At 29.7% G+C, this 26553-nt stretch carries 30 protein-coding genes; 22 read left to right on the plus strand and 8 right to left on the minus strand.

The window, feature by feature from the left end; genetic code table 11:
* Positions 1 to 50: 50 nt before the first annotated feature.
* From Fi14EGH31_RS01240 to Fi14EGH31_RS01270, 7 genes are all read left to right on the plus strand, one after another.
* Positions 51 to 1970 (plus strand): aconitate hydratase, encoded by a 1920-nt coding sequence (locus Fi14EGH31_RS01240; protein ID WP_117574703.1) that lies wholly within the window; start codon positions 51 to 53, stop codon positions 1968 to 1970.
* Positions 1970 to 2962, plus strand: coding sequence for an isocitrate/isopropylmalate dehydrogenase family protein (locus tag Fi14EGH31_RS01245; protein WP_107030193.1), 993 nt, complete (start codon positions 1970 to 1972; stop codon positions 2960 to 2962). Before Fi14EGH31_RS01240 ends, Fi14EGH31_RS01245 begins: the two co-directional genes overlap by 1 nt.
* Before the next feature lies 1 nt (position 2963).
* Positions 2964 to 3647 carry a GntR family transcriptional regulator gene (locus tag Fi14EGH31_RS01250; RefSeq protein ID WP_107030194.1) on the plus strand — a complete coding sequence of 228 codons (684 nt, stop codon included), beginning with the start codon at positions 2964 to 2966 and terminating at the stop codon, positions 3645 to 3647.
* A 61-nt stretch (positions 3648 to 3708) separates the two neighbouring features.
* The gene (locus Fi14EGH31_RS01255; protein ID WP_200765052.1) at positions 3709 to 5274 is read left to right on the plus strand and encodes a ClC family H(+)/Cl(-) exchange transporter; all 1566 of its coding nucleotides are present in this window, start codon (positions 3709 to 3711) and stop codon (positions 5272 to 5274) included.
* 8 nt (positions 5275 to 5282) lie between these two features.
* The gene (locus tag Fi14EGH31_RS01260; RefSeq protein ID WP_200765053.1) at positions 5283 to 5780 is read left to right on the plus strand and encodes a pyridoxamine 5'-phosphate oxidase family protein; all 498 of its coding nucleotides are present in this window, start codon (positions 5283 to 5285) and stop codon (positions 5778 to 5780) included.
* Positions 5781 to 6003: 223 nt separating this feature from the next.
* Positions 6004 to 6732, plus strand: coding sequence for a class I SAM-dependent methyltransferase (locus Fi14EGH31_RS01265; RefSeq protein ID WP_022262569.1), 729 nt, complete (start codon positions 6004 to 6006; stop codon positions 6730 to 6732).
* Between the two features lie 327 nt (positions 6733 to 7059).
* Positions 7060 to 7446 carry a hypothetical protein gene (locus Fi14EGH31_RS01270; protein WP_022002109.1) on the plus strand — a complete coding sequence of 129 codons (387 nt, stop codon included), beginning with the start codon at positions 7060 to 7062 and terminating at the stop codon, positions 7444 to 7446.
* Here the strand turns inward: Fi14EGH31_RS01270 and Fi14EGH31_RS01275 are convergent.
* From Fi14EGH31_RS01275 to Fi14EGH31_RS01285, 3 genes are all read right to left on the minus strand, one after another.
* Positions 7393 to 8490, minus strand: a complete 1098-nt coding sequence (locus tag Fi14EGH31_RS01275; protein WP_200765359.1) for an IS3 family transposase — start codon at positions 8488 to 8490, stop codon at positions 7393 to 7395. The genes Fi14EGH31_RS01270 and Fi14EGH31_RS01275 overlap by 54 nt on opposite strands.
* Positions 8442 to 8870: an HTH domain-containing protein gene (locus Fi14EGH31_RS01280; RefSeq protein ID WP_200765054.1), complete on the minus strand. Its 429-nt coding sequence runs from the start codon at positions 8868 to 8870 to the stop codon at positions 8442 to 8444. Before Fi14EGH31_RS01280 ends, Fi14EGH31_RS01275 begins: the two co-directional genes overlap by 49 nt.
* A gap of 131 nt (positions 8871 to 9001) precedes the next feature.
* Positions 9002 to 9769 (minus strand): histidinol-phosphatase, encoded by a 768-nt coding sequence (locus Fi14EGH31_RS01285; protein ID WP_200765055.1) that lies wholly within the window; start codon positions 9767 to 9769, stop codon positions 9002 to 9004.
* 260 nt (positions 9770 to 10029) lie between these two features.
* Between Fi14EGH31_RS01285 and Fi14EGH31_RS01290 the strand changes: the two genes are divergently transcribed.
* Genes Fi14EGH31_RS01290 through rpe form a run of 8 tightly spaced genes read left to right on the plus strand, consistent with a single transcriptional unit; the run spans position 10030 to position 15919 of the window.
* Positions 10030 to 10485, plus strand: a complete 456-nt coding sequence (locus Fi14EGH31_RS01290; protein ID WP_200765056.1) for a PTS sugar transporter subunit IIA — start codon at positions 10030 to 10032, stop codon at positions 10483 to 10485.
* Between the two features lie 16 nt (positions 10486 to 10501).
* The gene (locus Fi14EGH31_RS01295) at positions 10502 to 11830 is read left to right on the plus strand and encodes a PTS galactitol transporter subunit IIC (RefSeq protein ID WP_117347594.1); all 1329 of its coding nucleotides are present in this window, start codon (positions 10502 to 10504) and stop codon (positions 11828 to 11830) included.
* Positions 11831 to 11856: 26 nt separating this feature from the next.
* On the plus strand, positions 11857 to 12147 hold the full coding sequence (locus Fi14EGH31_RS01300; RefSeq protein WP_200765057.1) for a PTS sugar transporter subunit IIB: 291 nt from the start codon (positions 11857 to 11859) through the stop codon (positions 12145 to 12147).
* Positions 12144 to 12656: a YjbQ family protein gene (locus Fi14EGH31_RS01305; protein WP_117347592.1), complete on the plus strand. Its 513-nt coding sequence runs from the start codon at positions 12144 to 12146 to the stop codon at positions 12654 to 12656. The genes Fi14EGH31_RS01300 and Fi14EGH31_RS01305 overlap by 4 nt, the downstream gene beginning before the upstream one ends.
* Before the next feature lie 3 nt (positions 12657 to 12659).
* Entirely contained in the window at positions 12660 to 13259 is a 600-nt protein-coding gene (locus tag Fi14EGH31_RS01310; protein WP_117347591.1) for a KpsF/GutQ family sugar-phosphate isomerase, read from the plus strand.
* A gap of 44 nt (positions 13260 to 13303) precedes the next feature.
* On the plus strand, positions 13304 to 13861 hold the full coding sequence (locus tag Fi14EGH31_RS01315) for an HTH domain-containing protein (RefSeq protein ID WP_200765058.1): 558 nt from the start codon (positions 13304 to 13306) through the stop codon (positions 13859 to 13861).
* A 1-nt stretch (position 13862) separates the two neighbouring features.
* Complete coding sequence (locus Fi14EGH31_RS01320) at positions 13863 to 15236, plus strand: BglG family transcription antiterminator (protein ID WP_200765059.1); 1374 nt, start codon at positions 13863 to 13865, stop codon at positions 15234 to 15236.
* Between the two features lie 32 nt (positions 15237 to 15268).
* On the plus strand, positions 15269 to 15919 hold the full coding sequence (gene rpe, locus Fi14EGH31_RS01325; RefSeq protein ID WP_117347589.1) for a ribulose-phosphate 3-epimerase: 651 nt from the start codon (positions 15269 to 15271) through the stop codon (positions 15917 to 15919).
* Positions 15920 to 16037: 118 nt separating this feature from the next.
* On the opposite strand, the gene Fi14EGH31_RS01330 is transcribed toward rpe, so the two are convergent.
* The 3 genes from Fi14EGH31_RS01330 to Fi14EGH31_RS01340 form a co-directional block, all read right to left on the minus strand.
* A complete protein-coding gene (locus Fi14EGH31_RS01330) occupies positions 16038 to 16715 on the minus strand; it encodes a PspA/IM30 family protein (protein WP_200765060.1) in 678 nt (225 codons plus the stop codon).
* A gap of 2 nt (positions 16716 to 16717) precedes the next feature.
* The gene (locus Fi14EGH31_RS01335; RefSeq protein WP_200765061.1) at positions 16718 to 17683 is read right to left on the minus strand and encodes a hypothetical protein; all 966 of its coding nucleotides are present in this window, start codon (positions 17681 to 17683) and stop codon (positions 16718 to 16720) included.
* A 387-nt stretch (positions 17684 to 18070) separates the two neighbouring features.
* Complete coding sequence (locus tag Fi14EGH31_RS01340; protein ID WP_107030199.1) at positions 18071 to 18433, minus strand: metal-dependent transcriptional regulator; 363 nt, start codon at positions 18431 to 18433, stop codon at positions 18071 to 18073.
* 225 nt (positions 18434 to 18658) lie between these two features.
* Between Fi14EGH31_RS01340 and Fi14EGH31_RS01345 the strand changes: the two genes are divergently transcribed.
* From Fi14EGH31_RS01345 to Fi14EGH31_RS01365, 5 genes are all read left to right on the plus strand, one after another.
* Positions 18659 to 18868, plus strand: coding sequence for a FeoA family protein (locus tag Fi14EGH31_RS01345; RefSeq protein WP_117850857.1), 210 nt, complete (start codon positions 18659 to 18661; stop codon positions 18866 to 18868).
* A gap of 16 nt (positions 18869 to 18884) precedes the next feature.
* A complete protein-coding gene (locus tag Fi14EGH31_RS01350) occupies positions 18885 to 19103 on the plus strand; it encodes a FeoA family protein (protein ID WP_117850859.1) in 219 nt (72 codons plus the stop codon).
* Between the two features lie 17 nt (positions 19104 to 19120).
* Positions 19121 to 21295, plus strand: coding sequence for a ferrous iron transport protein B (feoB, locus tag Fi14EGH31_RS01355; RefSeq protein WP_200765062.1), 2175 nt, complete (start codon positions 19121 to 19123; stop codon positions 21293 to 21295).
* A gap of 49 nt (positions 21296 to 21344) precedes the next feature.
* Positions 21345 to 21533 carry a FeoB-associated Cys-rich membrane protein gene (locus Fi14EGH31_RS01360; protein WP_022002705.1) on the plus strand — a complete coding sequence of 63 codons (189 nt, stop codon included), beginning with the start codon at positions 21345 to 21347 and terminating at the stop codon, positions 21531 to 21533.
* Between the two features lie 118 nt (positions 21534 to 21651).
* Positions 21652 to 22005: a heavy-metal-associated domain-containing protein gene (locus Fi14EGH31_RS01365; RefSeq protein WP_117574710.1), complete on the plus strand. Its 354-nt coding sequence runs from the start codon at positions 21652 to 21654 to the stop codon at positions 22003 to 22005.
* A gap of 204 nt (positions 22006 to 22209) precedes the next feature.
* Here Fi14EGH31_RS01365 and Fi14EGH31_RS01370 read toward each other — a convergent pair whose 3' ends face one another.
* Entirely contained in the window at positions 22210 to 22641 is a 432-nt protein-coding gene (locus Fi14EGH31_RS01370) for a DUF4240 domain-containing protein (RefSeq protein ID WP_158546565.1), read from the minus strand.
* Positions 22642 to 22682: 41 nt separating this feature from the next.
* The gene (locus Fi14EGH31_RS01375; protein ID WP_200765063.1) at positions 22683 to 24557 is read right to left on the minus strand and encodes a transglycosylase domain-containing protein; all 1875 of its coding nucleotides are present in this window, start codon (positions 24555 to 24557) and stop codon (positions 22683 to 22685) included.
* Between the two features lie 54 nt (positions 24558 to 24611).
* Here Fi14EGH31_RS01375 and Fi14EGH31_RS01380 point away from each other — a divergent pair, with 54 nt between their 5' ends.
* Together Fi14EGH31_RS01380 and cls are read left to right on the plus strand one after the other, a co-directional pair.
* Positions 24612 to 25010, plus strand: a complete 399-nt coding sequence (locus tag Fi14EGH31_RS01380) for a DUF1934 domain-containing protein (RefSeq protein ID WP_118632608.1) — start codon at positions 24612 to 24614, stop codon at positions 25008 to 25010.
* Entirely contained in the window at positions 24997 to 26505 is a 1509-nt protein-coding gene (cls, locus tag Fi14EGH31_RS01385) for a cardiolipin synthase (protein WP_118305987.1), read from the plus strand. The genes Fi14EGH31_RS01380 and cls overlap by 14 nt, the downstream gene beginning before the upstream one ends.
* The last annotated feature ends 48 nt before the right edge of the window (positions 26506 to 26553 follow it).

The raw sequence follows: 26553 nt of genomic DNA on the forward strand, positions 1-26553 counted from the left end.
CACATGGAATGTATAATTGTATACAATCGTAATAAGGGGGACGTAGAATAATGAATTTAGCGTATAAAATCTTAAGTACTAAACTTAAAAGTGGTGAGTTAGTCGCTGGTCAACAAATAGGGATTCAAATTGATCAAACATTAACTCAAGATTCAACAGGGACAATGGCTTATTTACAATTAGAGGCAATGGGAATTGAACATGTAGCGGTTGAAAAGGCAGTTGCATATATTGATCATAATATGTTACAAACAGGTTTTGAAAATATGGATGATCATGAATTTATCCGTAGTGTTGCAAAGAAACATGGAATTACTTTTTCTAAACCAGGAAATGGTGTTTGCCATCAATTGCAATTAGAAAACTTTGCAAAACCTGGTAAAACATTAGTAGGATCAGATTCACATACACCAACATGTGGTGCGATGGGAATGATTGCTATTGGGGCAGGAGGATTAGATGTCGCTGTAGCAATGGCAACAGGTACATATTATTTACAATGTCCAAGTGTTGTTAGAGTGAATTTAGTAGGTAAAAAAGCAAAATGGGCTTCGGCTAAAGATGTTATTTTATATATTTTACAACAATTATCTGTCAAAGGTGGAGTTAATAAGATTATTGAGTACACTGGAGAAGGTTTAAAAGAATTATCATTAACAGATCGTGCAACTATTTGTAATATGGGGGCTGAATTAGGGGCAACGACTTCCGTCTTTCCAACAGATGAAATTACTAAAGAATACTTAATTCAACAAGGAAGAGAAGAAGATTATGTTGAATTAAAAGCGGATGAAGATGCTACATATGATGAAGAAATCACCGTTGATTTATCAAAATTAGTACCATTAACTGCTAAACCACATAGTCCAGATGCTGTTGTACCAGTAAGTGAATTAAAAGGAATGAAAATTAATCAAGTAGTGATTGGTTCTTGTACAAACTCATCACTTCCTGATATGTTAAAAGCTGCAAAAATCTTAAAAGGAAGAAGAGTAGCAACTCATGTATCACTTGTTATTGCTCCAGGTTCTTCTAGTATTCTAGCAATGCTTTCTAAATGTGGAGCTTTAGCGGATATGATTGCCTCTGGGGCAAGAATTCTTGAATGTGGTTGTGGACCATGCATCGGTATGGGGCAAGCACCACTTTCTAAAGGTGTTTCTTTAAGAACTATCAACCGTAACTTTAAAGGACGTTCAGGAACAAATGATGCTAGTGTTTATTTAGTATCACCTGAAGTTGCTGCTTTAAGTGCAATCAAAGGATATTTAACAGATGAATTTGAAGATGATATGTATTTAGACGATATTGAAAATACACCATTTGTGAAGAATAAGAATTTCTTTATTGATGAATATGATCCTCAAAATGAAGTTTATATGGGACCAAATATTAAACCAGTTCCTCGAGGAGATAAATTACCAGATACATTTAAAGGTAAAGTATGTTTAAAAGTAGGAGATAATATTTCTACAGACCACATTGTGCCATCTGATTCTAAATTACTCCCATATAGAAGTAATGTGCCACATCTTGCTAAATTCTCTTTCTGTAAAGTAGATGATCAATTCTATAATAGATGCATTGAAAATGGCGGAGGATTTATTGTTGGTGGAGATAACTACGGTCAAGGTTCTTCACGTGAACATGCAGCCCTTGTTCCTAATTATTTAAAGATCAAAGCAATTTTTGCTATTTCATTTGCAAGAATTCATCGTTCGAACTTAATTAATAATGGTATTTTACCACTTGTTATTAATCAAAAAGATTACGATTTCTTTAATGATCAAGATGAATATGAATTAATTAATTTATTAGATAGTGTTGAAAACAATAAAGATATTACTGTTATCAATAAAACAAATAATCAAACAATTACCGCAAAATTAAAATTATCACCAAGAGAAAAAACAATGATTCAATATGGTGGTCTATTAAATGCAATTAAAGAATTAGGAGGTGACTTTTAATGAAAGCAGTATTAATTCCAGGTGATGGAATCGGAAAAGAAATTTCACAAAGTGTTGTTGACATTACAAAAGCGATGAATTTAGATATTGAATGGGTAGAATATCAAGCTGGTGCAGAATATGCTGCTAAAACAAAAGAAGTCTTTGAACCAGGACTTGTAGATGCTATTAAAGAATATAAATGGGCATTAAAAGGTCCAACAGCAACACCTATTGGTACAGGATTTAGAAGTGTCAATGTTGCTTTAAGACAAAAATTTGCAACTTATGCCAATGTAAGACCAATTCGTTCTTTTAAAGGAATTGATTCTAAATATGAAAATATTGATTTAGTCATGATTCGTGAAAATACGGAAGATCTTTATAAAGGAATTGAATATATGGTGGGTGATGATGTTGCGCATGGTATTAAATTAATTACTAGAGAAGCCAGTGAAAAGATTTGTCGTTATGCTTTTGAATATGCAAAAGCAAATGGTAGAAAAAAAGTCACGGCCATTCATAAAGCGAATATTATGAAATTTACAGATGGATTATTCTTAGAATGTTTTAGAAATGTAGGTAAAGATTATCCAGAAATCGAAAAACAAGAAGTAATCATTGATAATATGTGTATGCAGCTTGTTTTAAGACCAGAAACATTTGATGTATTGGTTGCTCCTAATTTATATGGAGATATTGTTTCTGATTTATGTGCAGGTTTAGTAGGTGGATTAGGATTTGCTCCTAGTGGTAATATTGGAGATGAATACCGTATTTATGAAGCTGTTCATGGTAGTGCTCCTGATATTGCCGGAAAAGGAATTGCTAACCCAAGTGCATTGCTTTTAGCCTTTGCTTTAATGTTAGAAGCCTTAGGACAAAATGATCAAGCAAATAGGCTACGTGATGCACTTTCAAAAGTCGTAGAAGAGGGAAAAATTGTAACGCGTGATATTGGTGGACATGCTTCTACAAAGGAATTCACGCAAGCAATTATAGATAGGTTATAGTATGAAAAAAAATATTTTAGAAAATGCAGGACATGGTTCCTTAGGACATCGCATCTTTTGTATTTTAAGAGATAAGATTTTAAATGAAGAATATGAAAAAGGACAAAAATTAAATGAAGTTGTTCTTTCTAAAGAACTAAATATTTCTAGAACACCCATTAGAGAAGCTTTAAAACAATTAGAATTAGAAGGATTAGTTAAAAGTATTCCTAATAAAGGAGTTTATGTATTAGGTTTTTCATCAAGAGATATTGATGATATGTTAGAAATTCGTGTTGTTTTAGAAAGTTTATCTGTACAACTTGCTATTGATCGTATTACTCAAGAAGAATTAGACAGAATTAAAGAAATCTATGATTTATTAGAATTCTATGCTGAAAAAAATGATCAAGAAAGATTTACAGAAGTAAACATTGATTTCCATGAAGCTATTTATAGAGCAACTCATTCACAATATTTTGAACAATTATTGTCAGATATTAACTATTATATTCATGTTACTTCCAGACATTCAATTAAACAACCAAATCGTTTAATTGAAGCAGCACAAGAACATAAAGAAATTTATGAAGCGATTGTAAAGAAAGATAAAGCACTTGCAAAAGCAAATGTAGAAAAACATATTAGAAAAACACAATCATTAGTAAGAAATTATTATGATGAAAAAGATGAAACGCAAGAGTAATGATTCTTGTGTTTTTCTTTTTAATAAAGTGCTATAATAAAAAACGAATTGGGGGAGAATTATGGAAAGAAAAGAGTTTTCAATTGCTCGTTTTTTAAGCTCTAAAAGTCGTTTTGATAATATTGTTTTATTAGAAGGATTTATTGTTGGTATTTTAGCGGGTATTGTGGGTGTTGTTTATAGATTGTTGCTTTCTTATGGAGAAAAGATGGCTTATTTTGTAGTGGATTATATCAAAAATAACACACTTCATTTATGTATTTGGATTGTATGTGTTTTAATTATTGGTTTTATTATTTCTAAGCTTTTAAAATATGAATCTTATATTTCAGGAAGTGGAATTCCACAAGTAGAAGCAGAAATGATTGATCAAATTGATGAAAAATGGTATAAAGTTATTCTTGCTAAAATGATGGCAGGGACACTTTCTATTGTAGGCGGTTTATCATTAGGTAGAGAAGGACCAAGTATTCAACTTGGAGCGATGGTTGGTAAAGGACTAGCTTCTGTATTTAAAAGAATGAAACTTGAGGAAAAATATCTTTTAACATGTGGGGCAGCAGCAGGACTTTCAGCAGCTTTTAATGCACCACTTGCTGGGGTGTTATTTGCTTTGGAAGAAATCCATAAAAACTTTTCACCACTGGCACTTGTTACTGTTATGGTAGCATCTTTAACAGGTGATTTTATAAGTAAAAATATTTTTGGGATGACCCCTTCACTTTATTTTCCACTTGCAGATACTTTGCCTTTAGGACAATATGGTTTTCTTATTATTTTAGGGATTATTGTTGGTGTATTAGGTGTTATTTATAATAAAACAACTATGTTTACTTTAAAACTCTATGATAAAATTACATTCTTGAAAAACAATCAAAAAATCTATATTCCTTTATTGATTTCTGTTGTTTTTATGATCTTTTATCCAGATGTTTTATGTGGTGGACATCATATTATAGATATTCTTCATGAAGGAAACTTTGTCTTAAGTACCATTTTATTACTTTTATTAATGAAATTTATCTTTTCACTTATTTCCTTTGGCTCAGGCACACCAGGAGGTATCTTCTTTCCTTTGCTTGTTTTAGGAAGCTTAATAGGTTGTGCGTATGCTTTAATTGTGACAACTTATTGTGGCGTTCCACAAATGTATTTTAATAACTTTATAGTTGTAGCAATGTCGGGATTATTTGCGAGTATTGTTCGTGCTCCTATTACAGGCATTGTTTTAATTGCAGAAATGTGTGGAAGTTTATCACAGTTTTTACCAATTGCTGTATGTAGTTTTGTTGGTTATGTTGTAGCTAATATGATGAAATGTGAACCTATTTATCATAGTTTACTTAATCGAATGATTAAAAATGGCAATCATGAAATTTCCTTAGAAGAAAAAGAAATTCTCCATTATTCTGTAGAACTTGGTTCATGTTGTTTAGATTTACCAATCAAAGAATTAGGATTACCTAAAGAATGTATTATTATTTCTATTAATCGAGGAATTGAAGAAATTGTACCACGAGGAGATACAATTCTACATTTAGGTGATCATTTAACAATCTTAGTGAATAAAGAAAATAGAGAAGTGACAAAAGATATCTTACATAAATTTTTTACATTGGAAATATAGGTAATAATATGTTTAGAGAAATGAGAAGAAAAAAACAAAAATTAACTGAAAAGCAATGTATTGATATTTTAAAAAGAGCAAAAACAGCAACACTTGCTTTACATGGTGATGATGGGTATCCATATTCAATTCCTGTTAATTATGTTTACTTAGATGGAAAGATTTATTTTCATGGAGCAAAATCAGGACATAAAATAGACGCTATTAAAAATAATTCTAAAGTATCAATAAGTATTATTGATCAAGAAGATGTTATTGAAGAAGAATTAACAACTTATTTTAGAAGTATTATTCTTTTTGGAAAAGCAAAAATCTTACAAGATGATGATGAAATCTATCAAGCGGTAAATGCTTTAGGATTAAAATATTGTAATGATGAAGTTGCGGTTGAAAAAGAAATTCAAAGAGAATGGAAAAATTTTTGTTGTGTAGAAATTACAATTGAACATTTAACAGGTAAACAAGCGATTGAACTTGTAAATAAAAACTATCAAGATCTGTTTTAGATTCTTGATAGTTTTTGTCCCTATTTACATTTGTGTGTCTGATGTATCAACAGTATAATGATACATTTCACGAATTGCGTATGCAATTAGAAAATCAAGTAGTCCAAATTCCATAAAATGAAATTTTAGGGCAAATTACAGACATTGGTTTGGCTGTAGTATTTTTAAACAACGTGTGTTAGACTACTGTTATACAAATCGGAAGTTGTGGAGGTAATTATCAATGAGAAATATTTACGATAATAGTGAATTTTTTGCCGCATATGCGGAAATGGGAAGAAGCAAAGATGGTCTGAAAGCTGCTGGAGAGTGGCATCAGTTGCAACCGTTATTCCCTAAATTACAGGGAAAAAAAGTTTTGGATTTAGGATGTGGTTACGGTTGGCATTGCAAATATGCCGCACAAATGGGAGCTACTGAAATTCTTGGTATTGATAGTAGTCAAAAAATGATTGCAAAAGCAGTAGCTGATAACTCTGATGACAAAATCAAGTATAAAGTTTGCGGTGTTGAAGAATACATTTATCCTGAAAATACTTATGACCTAGTTGTTTCTAACCTGGTACTGCACTATATCGAAAATTTAGCTAATGTTTATCAAAAGGTGTATTGCACATTAAAAGTAGGTGGGTATTTCCTATTCAATATTGAACATCCGACTTTCACCGCAGGTGTTAATGAGGATTGGATTTATGATGAAAATGGGAAACCTAAATATTGGCCAATCGACAATTACTATTACACAGGCGAAAGAGAAACCAATTTTCTTGGTCAACGAGTAATTAAACAGCACCACACATTAACGCAGATATTGAATCCACTTATAAAATGTGGTTTTCAAATTGAGGCTATTGAGGAAGCAATGCCTCCGGCAGATATGATGGGTATGCCGGGAATGTGTAATGAAATGCGTAGACCTATGATGTTGTTGGTTAAGGTTAAAAAGGTTTAATAAACAACTTCCAGTTTGCCAATTACAGGTGACATTGAAAGAGTCAACCCATTCAAGGTGCTGGCTCTTTCAAAAATTCTATTCTAATAAATTGCACGACAACTTAGAGTAAAAATGAATACCCATTAGCCAGAAATGAATAGAAAATGAATAAAAGAGTGGTGTTTCGTATAATTATGAGTTAGTCTGCATCAGACACACTTTTGTAAAAAGGGAGTAGTTTTTTAATGTGGACCCCATGTCAAGGACAATAAATAAAAAAGTACTTAAATTTGAATAAAAATGAATATATTCTCAAGGTATAAAAAACCAGGAGGATATATTTTTATGTCTAAATATTGTAAATATATAATTATAAAAGATAATGAATTAAAAATTTTAAAAACTAAAAGAATGACAGATCTAGTTAAAAGAGAATTGGGTGTCTTTGATTATCGTGATTATCTGTTTGAAGAAGATCTTTCAATCTATCTTCTTGTAAAGGATTTAAGCATTTATGATGATGATACAACTATTATATATAGAGGGTATTTGAATGATTGTGATGGTGTATTTAATGGAACTGTAATCTTTACTAAGATGGATGAACTTGGTTATGTATCTCTTTCAAATAATGATGTTGATTTAATCCTTAAACATTTATGCAAGCTACCTAATGGGTTATTTGAAATGAGATATTCTATTGATAACACTTATCAATCTTTTGATTGTTAAGTCCTTATTTAGATTTTGTCTGACCTGTTTGAATTTTGCTTTATATTCAGCAGGTTCTTTTGTTATATGATTCAATGGATAGTTTCCTGTCTTGTAATACTCAAAATATTCATTTGGTGACAGTTTAGCCAGTTTGTATTGATAACGTTCATTATTGTAATAATCAATGTAGCTATCAATCACTTCTTTTAATTCATCATACGTTGATGCTGCATTTATATATTTGTCAACCTCATCTTTCATATGTCCAAAGAATGACTCTTGGGGAGCGTTGTCCCAACAGTTTCCTCTTCTTGACATTGATTGTCTTATTTCTAAATCTTTTAGAAGATCAATAAACATAACGCTTGTATAATGAGCACCCTGATCACTATGAATCAATGCATCAGTATGAATGTTACGTTTATGATTTTCAAATAGCTGATTTATTGTTTCTAATACAAAATCCTCTTCCAATGAAGATGACAATACATATGAAAGAATTTGTTTTGTAAAACCATCTTTTACCACAGAAAGATAAGCTTTTGAACGTTTTTGACCATAAAATAGATAGGTAATATCTGTTTCTAACACATATCCAGGTCCATATTCATCAAAATGCCTTTTTAAAATATTATCCGCATAATTTGATGTCTTCAATGCTTTAGCCATTCTTCTTGCAGGATTTGCTTTCCTTATAGGACAAAATAAATTAAATTTTTTCATCAATCTTGTTATTTTCTTATGATTCATCAAGACTCCCATATGAAGAAGACGCATATGAATACCACGTCTGCCTTTATCATAACCTTTAAAATTGTAGTCCTCTAAAATCAATTCGAAGTCTTTAAGATCCTGTTCTTCTTTCTTGTTATATGTTGATGATAAATCGTTTTTTCTTTTTTTCCATGAATAGAATCCACTTCTTGATACTCCGGCATTTTCACAAAGATACGAAACTGTTAATACATTATTTTTTGGGTTTAAAGTTCTATCGATAAGTTCATATTTTTCTCTTACTGTTTGTTCTTCGATTGTTTTGAAATTTGCTTTCTGTTGATAAATCTCACTCTTTTTAAAAAATCATTCTCCTGTTGGAGAACTTTGTTCTTATGTTTCAATCTTTCGATCTGTTCTTCTAAAGATAGCTCTTTGGTAGATGGTCTACCTGAATTATCTTTTCTTGTATCTTTAAATCCTTCTACTCGTTGAGTTTGTTTTTTTAAACGCTCAGTAAAAGTATTTCTTCGTTTAGCTCCTAATACATTTGGATCAAATCCATATTTTTTAAATATTTCAATGGGTTGTATTCCATTTTGATAATCAATCCAATATAGTTCTTTGAATTCTTCTGCATAAGTTATGCTTTTATTAGAAACTTTCTTTACATATGGATTCTTTTCAAGCTCTTTGACCTGTTCTTCTGTAAAATAATTAACCCCCATAAACACACCACTATTCCTTCAATTATCATAATACACAAAATAAAATCCCTGTAAAACAGGACTAAGCACCAAAGTACTTTTTTTCTTGTGTCCGTTTTACAGGGTTCATTTTATTTGTAAGGACATTGTCCTTATTTTTTTAATGTCTTAATAGTATCAATTAGTTCAACATCTAAAGAAGAAAGATAATTGAAGGCTTGTTGATAGATATCGTCTTTTAAAAGGGCATCGGGGCTATGGGCATCAAAACCAATGATGGCTTTATTTTGATACTTACTAGCAATTTTCCAAAAAGATTCATTTGGATAATGTCTACCAGACATAAAACCTAAAAGATTAAATTCTAGAGGCATATCTTTTTCTTTAGCATAAGCACATAAACGTGACATTTCTTCTTGATAAAGTTTTGAATCTTTATCATAGTAAACAAGATCAGGATGAGCTATATAACTATAAAGACCTGTATCGATTGCTTTAATACAATAATCTACATAAGCTTTTAAATAGTATTCATTGACAGGACTTCCAAAGTATTGATGAAGTTCATCTGTTTCATAGTAATGATTTCCTAAAATAATGTAATCAATTTGTTTATCTTTTAACATCTTTTCAAGCCAAGGCATATACCTTTCAAAATATTCACATTCTAATCCAATTAAAATAGAAATTTGATCTTTATATTTTTCTTTAAGATAACGAATGCTTTCAATATAATCATCTAATTGACTTTCAGGCATACGCATTGTTGCTTTAAAAGAAGAATCATAATGCCAAGGTGTATGATCAGAAAATCCTAATTCTTTGATGCCAGCTTTAATAGCTGCTTTTACATATTCTTCATCTTTTCCACTAGCGTGATAGCATCTCGTGGTATGGGTATGATAATTATTTTTATTCATGGTTTCACCTCGAAAATATTATAATACAAAATTATGATGTAATAAAATTTATTTTTGTACTTAATCTTAAATAAAAATAAAAAAAGGTTAACATTTAATATGGAAATTTTCTTAATGTGTAGAATATTATGAACCTAGTGTGTAATTGCTTACAATTTAAAGTGATGATAAGATTTAAGTGTCAAAAAAATAATGTACATAGATTTTGACGGGAGACTTAAACTGGACGCAGTTTAGCAGATAAAAAGAGAGGAGTATACATGTTTTTTAATGAAAAGATTGCACAATTTCACATTTTAGCTAGTTCGGCTGAAGAAGTGATTGAAATAGCTGCAAATGAGTTATATCAAAGAGGAGTAGTGAAAAAGAATTTTCTAGAAAATGTATTAAAAAGAGAAAATGAATTTCCTACAGGATTGAATACGGGAAAATATTGTGTAGCTATCCCTCATACAGATTCAGATTATGTAAATAGATCACAAATAGAATTTGTCTCATTAAAAGAGCCGGTGTATTTTAAAAATATGGCAAATAATGATGAGAAAATTCCAGTCACATTGGTGTTTATGATTGCTATGTCTACCCCTCATGAACAAGCAGAAACATTGACTAAATTAATGGAAATGTTTAGTGATCAAGTGCTTATGAAAGAATTAGATGAATGTGATAATATTGAAACATTTAAAAATATATTACAAAGAAAAAATATTAAATAGTTAAGGAGAAATAAATATGATTGCGGATGCAGTAACTTGGTTTATTGGTTTAGGCTCAGTTGTGTTTATTCCTATTATTATTATCATTTTAGGATTAATCGTAAGAGTTAAACCTTCAAAAGCTATTATAGCAGGTATTACAGTAGGAATTGGTTTTATAGGTTTAAATATGGTTACAGGTTTTTTACAAGAGGTATTAGGACCTGCAATTAAACTTATGGTAAAAAATTATGGTTTGACATTAAGTATTATGGATTTGGGTAGTGGAACAGCAGGACCATTAAGCTTTTCTACAACATTAGGAGTATTGATTATTCCTGTAGCATTTATTTTAAATTTAATTTTAGTTTGGACAGGAATTACAAAAACATTAAATGTAGATGTTTGGAATTTATGGCAACCAGCATTAATTGGTGTTATGGTTTGGGGCATTACAGGTAATTATGTATATGGTGCAATTGCAATGATTCCAGGGTTTTTATTACAGTTGCTACTTGCGGATTTATCACAACCGTTATTAAGTAAATTCTTTAATTTCCCAGGAATTGCGATTACGCATTTAATGGCATTGTCTGGTATGGTTTTAGCAGTACCTCTAAATTGGCTTTTTGATAGAATTCCTGGATTAAAAGATTTAGATGTTGATCCAGAAACAATTCAAGAAAAATTTGGATTAATTGGTGATCCTATTATTATTGGGTTTGTAATTGGTGTAGTAATTGGTTTATTAGCTGGTTATGATTTTGGTGGATTCATGACATTAGGGGTTCAAATGGCAGCGGTATTAAAAATTCTTCCAAAAATGGTTGGAATGTTTATGGAAGGTTTAACTCCAATTGCTGAAGGGACTCAAGAATTTTGTAAAAAATATTTACATGGTAAAGTTGTTAATATTGGAATGGATGCAGCATTAACAGTTGGAAACTCAGCAGTTATGGCAACAGCACTATTATTAATTCCAGTAACACTCTTTATTTCAGTGGTATTACCAGGAAATAAAATCTTACCTTTTGGCGATTTACCAACATTAGTATTTGCATTATCTTGTATGGTAGCAGCATTTAAAGGAAATATTTTAAGATCAGTTATTGGATGTGGAATTTATTCTGCATCAATGCTTTATTTAGCAACATGGTTAGCTCCTGCATTAACTAAAGCTTATCAATTAGCACAATATAGTGTTGGATCAAGTGGACTGGTATCTTATGTTTCAGCAGGATTATGGCCAAATGCATTAATGGTATTTATTGGACAAGTATTTTCACTTCCAGGAATTTTAATTATTACAGTTGTTATTTTAGGATTATTATTCTATGTAAATAAGATAAAAAAATTTAATGCATAAAATAATTGCGTGAGAGGATAAATATTATGAAAAAATTACTTATTATGTGTGGAGCGGGTCATGCTACTTCAACAGTTGTAAGAACAAAAGTTAACAGATGGTTAAAAGAAGAAGGATTAGAAAATAAAGTGGAAATTAAACAATCAGCTGTTGGACAAGAATTAGAATCTATAAAAAATGGAGAATATGATATTGTACTATCAACAACACAAGTTCCAGATGATATTAAGGATAAAGTAATTATGGGTGTACAATTATTAACTGGATTTGGTGCTGAAGCGGTGTATGTATCTTTAAAGGAGAAAATTTTAAAATGAAATTTTTGCATGAACAACTTAAATTAAAAACAGTTTCAAATAGACCGTCATATCATAATATAACAAGTGATGTTAAAAAAATATTTGAAAAAAGTCAAATAAATAACGGTGTTGTTATTGTTTCTTCACCTCATACAACTTGTTCAGTATATTTTGATGAATATATGCATGATGTAAATTACTATGGGGATGATTTATTACAAGTAGATTTAAATGAAGTATTAGAAAAGATTATACCGACACAAACAACTGAAGGACAATATCATAGCCCTGGACCAGAACATATTAAATATGGAATGGCAAAAACAGATCCTAATTATCCCGCTTTAGAGTGGACAATGTTGAATACAGATGGTCATTTGCGCTCTGATTTGCTAGGAGCAAGTGAAAGTTTTATTGTTAGAGATGGTAAACTTTTAATTGGTGAAGTAGGTTCAATTTATTTTGTGGATTTTGATCAGACAAGAGAAAGAAATAGAATGTGCAATATTATGGTAATGGGGGAATAAACAATGTTAGAAAAAGATATTCAGTTTGTTATTGATGCTGAAAGTGAAGAATTAAAAAAACTTTCTCATTATTTAGATTATAGAAGTGTTGAAACATTAATTGAAAAAATAAAGGATAATGAAGGAAATATATTTGTTTCTGGTTGTGGTACATCAGCAATGGCTGCAAAAAAAATTGTACATACATTTCAAGTGATAAATCAAAAAGCATTTTATGTGAATCCTTCGGATGCAGTACATGGAGGATTAGGTGTTGTAGATAAAAATGATATTTTCATTGTTATTTCAAAAGGTGGTAATACGAATGAGCTTGTGTCTTTTGTAGGAAATATTAAAAGTAAAGGTGCTTATTTGGTTTATGTTGGGGAAAATGAAAGTTCAAGTATTTGTAAAGTTGCAGATTTATTTTTAAAGGTTAAAATTGAAAAAGAACCAGATGCTTATAATATGTTAGCAACAGCGAGTACATTAGCGGTTATTTCGTTGTTTGATGCTATTGCTATTTATCTTGAAAAAAACACTTCATTTTCACAAGAGGTATTTTTAGTCAATCATCCTAGTGGAGAAGTTGGTGATCGATTGAATAAAAATGTTGGTAAATAGTTAGAAAGTAAAATATTAATTATATTAACATAGAGGAGGCAAATATGAAAACGAGACAACTAGAAATATTAAATTATTTGTTAGTACAGGATGATTATGTTCCTGCTCAAATATTGGCAGATAAGTTTGATGTTACTCCTAAAACAATTTATATTGATATTAATGTATTACGAGATGAGTTGAAATCCTATAATTTAGAAATAGATAAAAGGCCTTATCGTGGAATAAAAGTTATTGGTAAAAAACAAGATATCAATAAAGCATTAGAAAAAGCTAATACTTTAAAAGAAATTGAAACAGACAATAAATTTGACATAGATGTTCGTAGAAGAAATCTATTTATTAATATTATTGTAAAAGGAAAAGGTGTTTCACTTCAAAATATTGCTGAAGAATACTATGTTAGTAAAACGGCTATTTTAAATGATTTAGATTATCTTACAAAAAGTTATTTAAAACAATTTCATGTTTCATTTAAAACAACAGATAAAAAAATTATTGCTGTAGGTTCAGAATTTAATATTCAATCTGCAGCAATAGATTATTTATTAAATACAATTACGTTCCATAAAGTTCCATTTGTAGATTTTTTTTGGAAATGATTTGTATGATTTAATCTTAGAGGTGTTTAATGATATAATTTCATTTAATAATATTCAAATAACTGATTATTATAAAAATGCTTTCAATGTTACTTTACTTGTATTTATCTATAGAAATAAACATGGTTATCATATAGGTGACGAAGAATATATTAATACAGACGGAATGTTGTTTATTTCAGATTATCCATTTGTACAAAGAATTATTGAATACTTAGAAGAAAAGGTGGATATTCATTTAACAGGTGAAGATAAAATAATTCTTACTAAGTATTTAGCATCGTATAGAATGACAAAGATAGATGTTGATAAAAGCAAATATCATCTGCTTATAAATGAAATAATTAATCGATTAGAAAAAACAGAAAATATAGTAATATCTAATAGAGATGAATTAGAAAAACAATTATATCAACATATTCCTGCAATGATTATGAGATTAAAAAATGGTGTTAATATTGTTAATCCTATTTTATGTGAGATAAAAACAAGATATCTACCTTTATTTACAGTTTCATGGTATGTTTTATCAATTATTGAAAGTACATTTGACTGTATTTTAACAGATGATGAAGTTTCTTTTATTACTATATATTTTCAAATTGCTATTAATAAATCTGCAGTATCTCATAAAATTCTAGTTATTTGTCCATATGGAATAGCATCATCAAAATATATCGTTAATAGATTACGATCTGTCCTTCCTAAATATGATGATATTCAATCCTGCAGTTTAAGTAATTTGAAACAGATTAATATGAATAATGTAGATCTTATAATTAGTACAACTAGTGAATATTTTAATTCACAAATACCAGTTGTAAAAGTAAGTCCATTTTTAGATAATATAGATTATGCAAATATTTTTGATGTATATGCAAAAAATGTTTTTATTAAAACTCCAAGGCTTAATGAAACAATAAAAAGTAATAAAATAAAACTATCTACTTTGAAAAAATATATTAAACCAAAATATCTATTTTTTAAATCTGCATTAAATTCAAAAAAAGAATGTATGGATTTTATGATTGATATATTACAACAAAATAAAGCAGTTAAAAGTGGATTTAGAGAATCTGTATATAAAAGAGAAGAACTAGGTGATACAGTTTTAGAAAATAGTGTTGCATTACCGCATGGGGACCCGGCAACTGTTATTAATACAAGTATTATTATAATGACCCTAACAAATCCTATTAAATGGGGAAATAATTATGTTGATATGATAGTGATGTTAGCTGTTCCTAATAATATGGAGTCTGAATTTAATCAAATTGTTTTGGAAATATATGATCTTGTATCGAATAAGAATATTATAAATGAAATTAAAAAAATAGCGAATAGAGCTGATTTTATAAATTCATTAAAAGAGTAACGATGTAGAGATTGAGAAAAAGGAGAAATAATATGGTTAAAGTTGCACCTTCTCTTCTTTCAGCAAATTTTACATGCTTGAAAGATGATATAGAAAAAATTGAAAATGGAAAAGCTGATTGGCTTCATTATGATGTTATGGACGGACATTTTGTTCCGAATATTTCTTTTGGATATAGTATTTTAGAAGATGTTTCTAAAGTGACAAATTTATTTTTAGATGTTCATTTAATGATCAGTGAACCTCAAAAGTATGTCAATGAATTTATTAAAAGTGGAGCAAACCTTATTGTTTTCCACATTGAAGCAATGGACAATAAAGAAGACACTTTAGTACTTATTCATCATATTAAAGAAAATGGTGTCCGAGTAGGAATAAGTATTAAACCAAATACACCAGTTGATACAATCCAAGATTATTTATCTTTATTAGATGTCGTTTTAGTCATGTCTGTTGAACCTGGATTTGGTGGGCAATCCTTTAAAGAAATTGCTTTAGCCAAAATTAAAGATTTAGATACTAGAAGAAAAGAAAATAATGATCGCTACTTAATTGAAGTAGATGGTGGAATCAACGAAACAACAGGAAAAAAATGTAAAGATGCAGGTGTTGATGTATTAGTTGCTGGAAGTTATATATTTAATAGTGATGATTATGCACAAAGGATTGCTTCTTTAAAATGAAAGCAGAATTAGCAAGAAAAAATAATACATGTATATTATTTTATAAAGAATCTTATATAAATAAAAAACTGTAAAGAATACTCATAAATAAAATATGAGTATCTTTACAGTTTTTATATTATAATCCAAGTTTTGCTTTCATAGCAGCTAATTCATCTTCAACAGAAGCGTCACTACCGTTTGATGTATACTTATCAGCAAGAGTAGAAGCAGCACTTGTATGAGTGTTTAATTCTGCTTCAGCAGTTGCAGCATCTAACATTTTTTCAGCTTTCTTTTCATAGCGTTCAAATGATTCCATAGAAGATTTTGCTTTATCTCCACCAGAAACAATTTTATTAATATGTTCTTGAGTTTTAGCAGAAGCAACTGTTGCTTTAATAGCATCTCTTCTAGCTTCTAATGTTTCGATATCGTTTACTAATTTATCATGCATTTGACGCATTTTATCAGCATTGGCATGAGTAAGTTCTTGTGTTTTTTTGTATGAAACAAGATTGCTTTCATATTGTTGTTTTTTAGCAATCAATGTTCTAGCATCATCTTCATTACCCGCTTTTAAAGCATTTTGAGCAGCTGTTGTATATTTAACAATTTCATCTTCACATTCTTGAACTTGACGATCTGCACTTTTTGCATCAGCAATAATGTTTGCTGTTTCTTTTTTGACTTCAGCAAGATCTTCTCTTAAATCTCTTAATGTTTGATCAATCATTTTTGCTGGATCTTCGCATTTGTCTAATAAAGCATTAATATTACTTTTCATAATGTCTGTAAATCTTGTTAAAATTCCCATAGTTATTCTTTCCCTTCTTCATTTAAGTATTTGTCTCTTAATTCATCTGATTTATCAAGAGGTGTTTTTAATATTTCAACTGTTTCTTTAGCTTTTTCTTTATCTCGTTTAAATTTCATACGCAAGATATAAATAATTCCACCAATTACAATGACAATTCCAACAATAATACAAATGATTTTAATAATATCATTAGAAGTTGTTGATTTTTCCATAATCGTATTTGCTGTTGAATTAAAGGTCTTTGTAAATACCTCTACTGTAGAAAGTGAATTATCTGTCCAATAACGATCTATGTAGTTCCAAAAAATATTAACAGCTTCACTGTCCATTACCGAAGTTACCTGTTTCCCGTTAACATAAGCCATATAACCTATTTCATTAGGATCTTGATCTTCATAGTAAACAAATAAGAAAGTATCTTCGTTATCAATGTTTTGTTCATACCAGTTTTGTGCGTAATTATCTTTTTGACTATCACTTGTAAGTGTTTCATCATAGCTCTTTAAATAAATATAAGGTTGAATTCCTGTTTTGTTATAGAAATTCTTAAGATTTTTAGAAAGTTTTGATGTGTTTTCTACATAACCTAGTTCATCTTTAATGCAGTTATTATCGTAAGAAATAGGATTTTCTATCTTTTCACGATTGATTGTTGATGTAACGTCACTATCATCACTAGCAATCATAAAAAAGCTAAAAATAACAACTGCGAAAACAATTAAACAAGTGATCAAAGTTCCTAAACCACTTGAAGAACTAGTATAAACATTTCTTCTATATCCATAATAGCCTCTTCGAGGAGGTGGTGGAGTATGATGATAATGATGCATAGAGGGACCGCTGTTAAAAGATGAGCTTCCTGTAGGACGACTTGATCTGCCAACATGGTGTCCGCCTCCAACACGACTACTTGAATGCCCGCCAGAAGAACGATGTCCACCACCGCTAGTTCCAGGTCTTGGCATATTTTCACCTCTTTTCTTAATATTTTATTATAATAATTATACCTTAATTTTCTATGAAAAAATAGAGATAAGATAAAAATAAAAAAATGAATAAAAGAGATTGACAGTATAGTTAGTCTATGCTAACATATAGTTGTGGTTAGCGAAGGATAACTTACAGAAGGAGTAAAGAGCTATGAAAAATAAATTCAAACGCAGCTTGATTGCTCTGGCTTTACAAATGAGTGTCATCGTTGCTGCAATATTATTCGTTTAATTGTCTTATGATTTATTTAACTTAAATTAGCCAAATTCCTTTTTCCTATCATAAGATTATTAAGTGAAGCAAAAGTTTGGTAAGATTACTTACCTTTTTTTGTTTATATAATAAAAAAATAGCTCGCTGAGCTATTTTTTCATATGTTCTTTAATTTTATTCATTGTTTCATCAGAAATAACATGTTCGATACGACATGCATCATTAACAGCAGTGTCATGAGATACACCGATACTTTCAAAAAATGAAGAAAGTGTATCATGACGATCATAAATTGTTGTAGCAACTTTTAAACCTTTATCAGTTAATTCAATATATCCTTTACTATCAACAATAATATATTCATCTTTCTTTAATAAACCAATAGCACGAGAGACACTCGGTTTAGAATAATTAAGCTCATGAGCAATATCTATGGAACGAACATCCTTATTTCTTTTAGATAAAACAAGAATTGTTTCTAAATACATTTCTCCTGATTCTTGTAAGTTCATGTGCATCACCTCTTTGCATATTATACCATATTTTTAACAAGATAAGCAATGAAATCACTTTGCTAAATCAAGAAAGAGGGTTGACATTGATAACGAAATGCAGTATATTCTATTTGAAGTTAGAGAAGTCTAACTATATTTTACGTCTTATAGTTAGCAAATACTAATCAAATTAGCATAACCTAATATGGTTAGCGAGGACAAATTCTTGAGGAGGTAAGTAGGATGCCGTTAACAATGTTAAATATAGGTGAAACCGGTGAAATCAAAAGAATTGGTGGTAACGAAGAAACAAGAAGATTTTTAAATAATCTTGGTTTTGTTGTTGGAGCTGAAGTTTCTGTTGTTTCGGCAATTGGGGGAAATGTGATTGTTAATATCAAGGATTCTCGCGTTGCTATAAACAAGGATATGGCTAAACGTATCATGGTATAGAAAAGGGGGAAGTGTTGTGAAACTTAATGAAGTAGAAGTCGGAAGTACTGTTACTGTTAAAAAGATCTTTGGTGATGGTGCTTATAAAAGACGTATTATGGATATGGGTATCACTAAAGGGGTAGAATTGTATATTAGAAAAGTTGCTCCACTTGGAGATCCTGTTGAAATTACTGTAAGAGGTTATGAATTAACAGTAAGAAAAAATGATGCGCAATGTGTTGAAGTTGAATAGGGAGGGGAAAGTTAAAAATGAATATTAAATTTGCACTTGCAGGTAACCCTAACTGTGGTAAAACAACAATGTTTAACGCATTAACAGGCGCTAATCAATATGTTGGTAACTGGCCAGGTGTTACTGTAGAAAAGAAAGAAGGAAAAATTAAAGGTAATAAAGAAGATAATATTACGGTTGTTGACTTACCAGGTATTTATTCTTTATCTCCTTATACATTAGAAGAAGTTGTCAGCCGTGATTTTCTTTTAAATGAAGATCCAGATGTTATTATTGACTTAGTGGATGCTACAAATATTGAAAGAAACTTATATTTAACAACTCAATTGATTGAAACTGGGGTTCCAGTAGTTATTGCTTTAAATATGGCAGATTTAATTGAAAAAAGAGGTTTAAAAATTGATACTAAACGTTTATCAATGGTCTTAGGTTGTCCTATTATTGAAACTTCTGCTTTAAAAGGAACAGGTTTAAAAGAGTTAATTGCTGAAGCTGTTAAAGTTGCTAAAAAATCTGAACATCAATTACCTCAATCTATCTTTAGTGAAAAGATTGAAAAAGCAATTGATACTGTTGTTCCAGCATTATCTGAAACAATTACAGCTAATAAGAAAAGATGGTATGCTGTTAAAGTTTTAGAAAATGATGAAAAAGTAATGAATCATATTGTATTAAGTAGTCAAAATAAAACAACAATTGATTCTTTAAGAAAAGAATTAGAAACTGAATTAGATGATGATATGGAAAGTATTATTACTGATGGACGTTATACTTATATTCAAAAATTAATTTCAACAACTGTTGAAAAACCAAAAGAAAAATTAACAATGTCAGATAAAATTGATAAAATTGTTACTAACAGATTCTTAGGAATTCCAATTTTCTTAGCTGTTATGTTTGTTGTTTACTATATTTCAGTAACAACTATCGGTACATTTGTTACTGATTGGACAAATGATGTCTTCGTTGTTGCAATTCAAGATGCTGTATCTGGATTCTTAGGTTCAGTTGGCGCAAGTAGTTTATTAACTGCGGTTATCGTTGATGGTATTATTGGTGGTGTTGGAGCTGTTATTGGATTTGCTCCTCAAATGGCAATTCTATTCTTATTCTTATCAATCTTAGAAGATTGTGGATACATGGTACGTATTGCTTTCGTTATGGATAGAGTATTTAGATATTTCGGTTTATCAGGAAAAAGCTTTATTCCATTATTAATTGGTTCTGGTTGTGGTATTCCTGCTATTATGGCATCGAAAACAATCGAACAAGATAATGATCGTCGTTTAACTATTATGACTGCGACATTTATTCCTTGTGGAGCTAAGTTACCTGTTATTGCTTTATTAGGTGGTGTTATGGCTGGTAAAGTTGCTGGTTGGCAAGCTGCTGGATTTATTGCTCCTGCAATGTACTTTGTGGGAATTGTTGCAGTATTAGTTGCTGCGATTATGTTAAAGAAAACAAAACCTTTCTCAGGTAAACCTGCACCATTCGTTATGGAATTACCTGAATATCATATTCCTAGTGCAAAAACTGTATTATTACATGTATGGGAAAGATTAAAAGGATTCTTAATTAAAGCTGGTACTATTTTAGTTGTTGCTTGTATCGTTATTTGGTTCTTATCTACATTTGGATTTGAAGGTGGATCATTCGGTATGGTTGAAGATACTGCTAACAGTTTAATTGCTGCTATTGGTGATTTCATCGCTCCAATCTTTGCACCTCTTGGATTTGGTAACTGGCAATCTGTTGCTTCTTCATTAACTGGATTCTCAGCTAAAGAAGCAATCGTTTCAACAATGGGTGTATTAGCTAATGTTGCTGGAGATCCTGAAGATGCTGTAAACGTTGCTGCTGGTGTAGCTAAATGGTTCCCAACAGGAATGGCTGCTTTATCATTCTTAATCTTTAACTTATTAGATTCACCATGTTTAGCTGCTATTTCAACTATGGCAAGTGAATTAAATGATAGAAAATGGTTCTGGTTTGCAATTGTATTCCAAAACGTATATGCTTATTGTATCTCATTAATGGTTTATCAAATTGGTTCATTAGTATTATATGGAACATTTGGATTCTGGACAGTTGTTGCGTTCATCGTTCTAGCCTTCATGTTATTCATGTTGTTTAGACCTGATCCATATAAAGATCAAAAAGTTTATTCTACAAGATCAGTTGAAGCATAATAAAATCCGGAATTATTCCGGATTTTTATAAATTAAAGGAGGTATTATTATGGCTAATGTGATTATTGTTTTATTAATTGTTGCCTATTGTGCATGGGTCATCTATACACATTTCTTTAGAAAGAAAGATGGACATAAGTGTAGTGGTATTTGTGCAGGGTGTAGTCAATGTTCATCTCCTTTAGATGATTATTATAGAGATCAAAAGAAAATGAAAGAGAGACATAATCATGGGTAATGTAAGTGGTTCGACTTTCTATATGTTTTTAGGAGTACTTGTTATTTATTTAATAGGTGTTTCTATTTACACACTTGTTCAAAAAATTAAGAAGAAAAGAAAATAACAGGAGGTAATTATGGCTAATGTTATTATCGTTCTTATATTAGTTGTGGTTGTTGGTATTGCTTTAAAATCAACAAGAAAGCATATGAAAGGTGAAAGTTCTTGTTGTGGCGGTGGTGGAGAAATCTATCAAGCTTTAGAAGATAAAAAATTAGACAATCCAATTATTAAAGAAAAAGTATTTAAAATTAAAGGTATGACTTGTCAACATTGTGTCGCTAATGTAACACGTGCAATTAATGCTATTGAAGGCGTAAGTTCACAAGTGAACTTAAAAAAAGAAGAAGCACATGTTGTTTATGATCGAGATGTTGATGATCAAGTTATTATAGCTGCTGTCAAACAAGCAGGATATGATGTTATTTAGGGAAGAAGAAATTCTTCTCTTTTTTTATAAAATGATTGATATTCATGTCTATACATGGTACATTTAACATGTATAGACAAGATATAATTGTTGCGATTAAAAGTTAAAGAAATACACATCTCATACACCAAGCACTCCAAATTCTTTAATAATGTCTATATATAATGAAGTATCTAAAAAGAGGATTTCAAAAATCCTCTTTTTTTACCAATATTTGGTATTGCTTTTTGTTTGAATATTATATTTAGGTGTATGTGGATATTTTTCAATAGATTTGTTGTTTTTGATAGACCAAGCTTTTGCTGGAAGCGTTAAAAGCTGTGGACATTTTAATTCACCATCTAGTGGTTTAATGAGGGAAATGATATCATGATAATATTTATTACCATTTGTAAGAACATAAGCTCTTTGATTTAAGAAATCTTCCTCATTAAATTGTTCTTGATTGATACTATGTTCATAGATTTCTTTACGATCTAATTCATATAGAAATTCAGACATTAAATCATGAAAATCAAAAATATATTGATCTTTATGATTTACTAAAAAATTAATAATTGGTTCAAAAACTTCATCTGTATTTTCGTTATTCCAATCTCCTTTTTTTAATATTCCCCAAAAAGAATTTTTAAACATTTTCATCACCATATCCATTCTATAGGATAATGAACAAGATATCAAGGAGTCCCTTTTCTAAACCAATAAACAATCCCTGTTTCATCAATATTTCCAGAGATAGGATTAATAGCGATAGCATTTAATTTAGATGTTAATTTATACCAACTTTCTTTTTTGATTTCTTTATTTAAAAAATCAATTGCTAATTCTTTAGCAAGCACTTTTTCCTGACTGTTTTCTATTTTTCGATTATCATCATAGCCTACCCAACCATTAATGAGGATATTAGGATTATAAGCAACAATCAAATTATCATAATCTGTACTTCCTGTTTTACAGGCAACTTTATATTTGGTTTGATAATTTTCCATTGTTGCATTTAAATAAGTTGAAAATTGTTTATTAAAGGTTCCTGTTAATAATTGATTGAGGATTAAACAGCTTTCTTTGTTCAAATTTTGAATTCTTTGATTTTTATGTTGATAAATAGTTTTTCCTTGATGATCAACGATTTTTTCAATGGTATAAAGATGTTGATATTTACCACCAGAAGCAATATTACAGTAGATATTTGAAAGATTATAAATGTTTGTATTAACTGTTCCAAGTGCTAAAGAGGCGTTGTTTTTAGCGTTGATTCCATAGGATTTGAGAAAATCTCTAAGATTTTCTGTGCCTAAAAATAAATGTGTTTTTACAGCAAAAATATTATCGCTGACAGCAATAGCTTGAGCAAGTGTGATTTCTTGATAAGCATATTTTTGATGAAAATTAGCAGGAGAGTAAGTTGTATTGTTACTTAATTTAAAGGTCGTTGGTTCGCATAGAAAACGTGTAGAGGGATTAAATCCGTTTTCTAAGGCTAAATAATAGAGAAAAGGTTTCATTGTACTTCCTATTTGTCTAGAAGCATGTATTGCACGATTATATTGAGAATTAGCGTAATCTTTACCACCAATCAAGGCTTGTAATTGATTGGTTTTAGGATTTGCGACCGTAAAAGCGCATTGTAGATCACCTTGTATTTTCTTTTCTTTAATAAGATCATTTAAAGTATTTTGATATTCACTGTTAAAAGAAGTATAAATATTTAATCCTTTATTTAAATATTGATTATTATAAAAACCTAATTCCTCTAATTCTTCTAAAACAGTATCCTTATAATAATAAGTAGACATATTTTCATTAAGTGAATGTTCACTTGCTAAATTAAGAGTTTGTTTTTGAGTGGCCTCTAAAATACTTTGAGTAATCATTTGATTATCATACATAGCTTTTAAAACAAGATTTTGTCTTTGTTTAGCTCTTTCTTTGTTTAAAATTGGTGAATAATATTGGGGACCATTGACAACCCCTGCTAACATGCTTGCTTCATTTAAAGTCAATTCTTTTGCTTTTTTACCATAGAAATACTGGGAAGCATTTTCAATGCCATAAATTCCATGTCCAAAATAGACATTATTGATATAACCTTCTAAAATTTCCTTTTTTGATAAATGTGTTTCTAATTGTAAAGTAAAAAAAGCTTCTTTTACTTTACGAGACCAAGTCTTTTCATTTGTTAAATAAAGAAGACGAGCGTATTGTTGGGTTATTGTGCTAGCACCCTGAGAAGTTTTCCTTTTTAGGACATTTGTTTTTATTGCCCGGGAAATTCCGACATAATCAAACCCATGATGATTATAAAAACGTTTATCTTCAATAGCAACAATTGCTTTTAAAAAATAAGGACTAACATCATCAATTGAAACATATTGCCCACTATAATTATTGACACTTTGATAAAAAATCTTATTTTGATCATCATAAAGCTTTATGTAACGATCTTTATTAAGTTCAGGTTTTCCTACACAAAAGGCAATAATATACATCAATAAAAGAAATGTGAAGAAAAATATAAAACAATAAAGAATTCTTTTTATAAACTGTCTCATTTTATCACCGATTTTATTCTTGCCATTTTATGTTATAATATGCACGGTGATAGAATGAAAAAGAATATTAAAGTAAATTATAAGAGTATATTTAAATATGATGATCATCATGAAACAGTTCAATTTAAAAGTGATGGAATCTATGAAAAAGGATTTGATAAAGAGAAATTTACTTTCTATAACAATGATCAAAAGATAGAAATTATTTTAAAAGGTAAAGAAATGACATTAGCTAATGGACCTTCTTTATTAAATCTTTCTTATCATAGAAAGATAGGAAATCATTATCATACAGATTATGGGATGATAGAACTCTTTACAGAACTTATTACAATGGAACATGATCGTTATTTAAAAGTGAAGTATATTTTAAGTGATGGGTATCAACAATTAAGTGAAGTTTACGTAATGATGAAATATGATTTTTATGGAGAAGAAAATGAAGCAATCTAAGAAGTTATTAACGAATAAAATATTATTTTCAGGTTTATTGATTTTAATTCAATTAATTATTGTTTTTGTAGCTTTTTTGACAATTCACAGATCATCTAGATTTTTTGTCTATTTGTTCAAGCTTATTAGTGTTCTTGCTGCTTTATATATTATAAATAAGGATGATGCAAGTGCTTATAAGATTACCTGGCTTGTTTTAATAGCTGCTGTACCTTTTGTAGGTGGTGTTCTTTATGTATTTTTAGGAGATAAAAAACCAAGTCAAAGGTTACAACTTGCTTTTTTAAAACAAATAAAGAATCAACGTATTATTGAAAATGATATTATAGAAGAAGTAGCTGATCCTTATATTAAAGGACAAATGAATTATTTAAATCAACAAAGATATCCTACTTATTATGGACAAGATCTTAAATATTTTTCATTAGGTGATGATGCTTTTGAACCTTTATTGGAATCCTTAAGAAATGCGAAAAAATTCATTTTTATGCAATTTTTTATTGTTGATGAAGGAAAAATGTTGAAAAGTGTTTTAGATATTCTTAAAGAGAAAGTTAAAGAAGGTGTAGAAGTGAGATTTATGTATGATGATGTAGGATCACTTACGATGTTGCCTCGTCATTATGATCGTCAACTTGAAAAAATGGGCATTAAGAGTGTGGCATTTAATCCTTTTATACCTATTTTATCTTTAGCGATGAATAACCGTGATCATAAAAAGATCGTGGTGATTGATGGTGAAATAGGCTTTAGTGGTGGATTTAATTTAGCAGATGAATATATTAATCAAAGAGTTAAATATGGGCATTGGAAGGATTCTGGGTTAATGATTCATGGTCCTGCTGTTAATTCGCTTACGAAGATGTTTTTAGAATCATGGAATGTAGCAAGAAATACAGAAGAAGATTATGAAAAGTATTATGTGCGCTCTCATCAAAAATTTGAGGTAGATGGCTATGTAACTCCTTATGGAGATTCTCCTTTAGATGATGAAAATGTAGGTGAAAATGTTTATTTAAACATGATCAATCAAGCGTATGATTATTTATATATTACAACACCCTATTTGATCTTAGATGATAACTTACAAACAGCATTGATCAATGCTGCTAAAAGAGGAGTCGACGTACGCATCATTACACCAGGAATACCAGATAAAAAAATTGTTTTTAGAGTTACACGTTCATATTATCAAACATTGATCAAACATGGTATTCGTATTTATGAATATACTCCTGGATTTATTCACGCTAAAAACTTTTTAGTGGATGATAAATGTGCAACAGTAGGGACAATCAATTTAGATTATCGTAGTTTATATCTTCATTTTGAAAATGGGATTTATTTATATAACAATAAAATATTAAAAGATATTAAGAAAGATTTTTTAGCGACAGTAGAAAAGTCTCATGAAATTACCTTGGATGAAGTTGTAACTGGTAAATTTATGGGTTGGTTTGAAGCAATTTTACGTGTAATTGCTCCATTACTTTAGGTAAAAAACATTGACTTTATGCACTCTTAATGGTAACGTATAAACGAT

The organism is Faecalibacillus intestinalis (genome assembly GCF_015097455.1).
Lineage (GTDB): Bacteria > Bacillota_I > Bacilli_A > Erysipelotrichales > Coprobacillaceae > Faecalibacillus > Faecalibacillus intestinalis.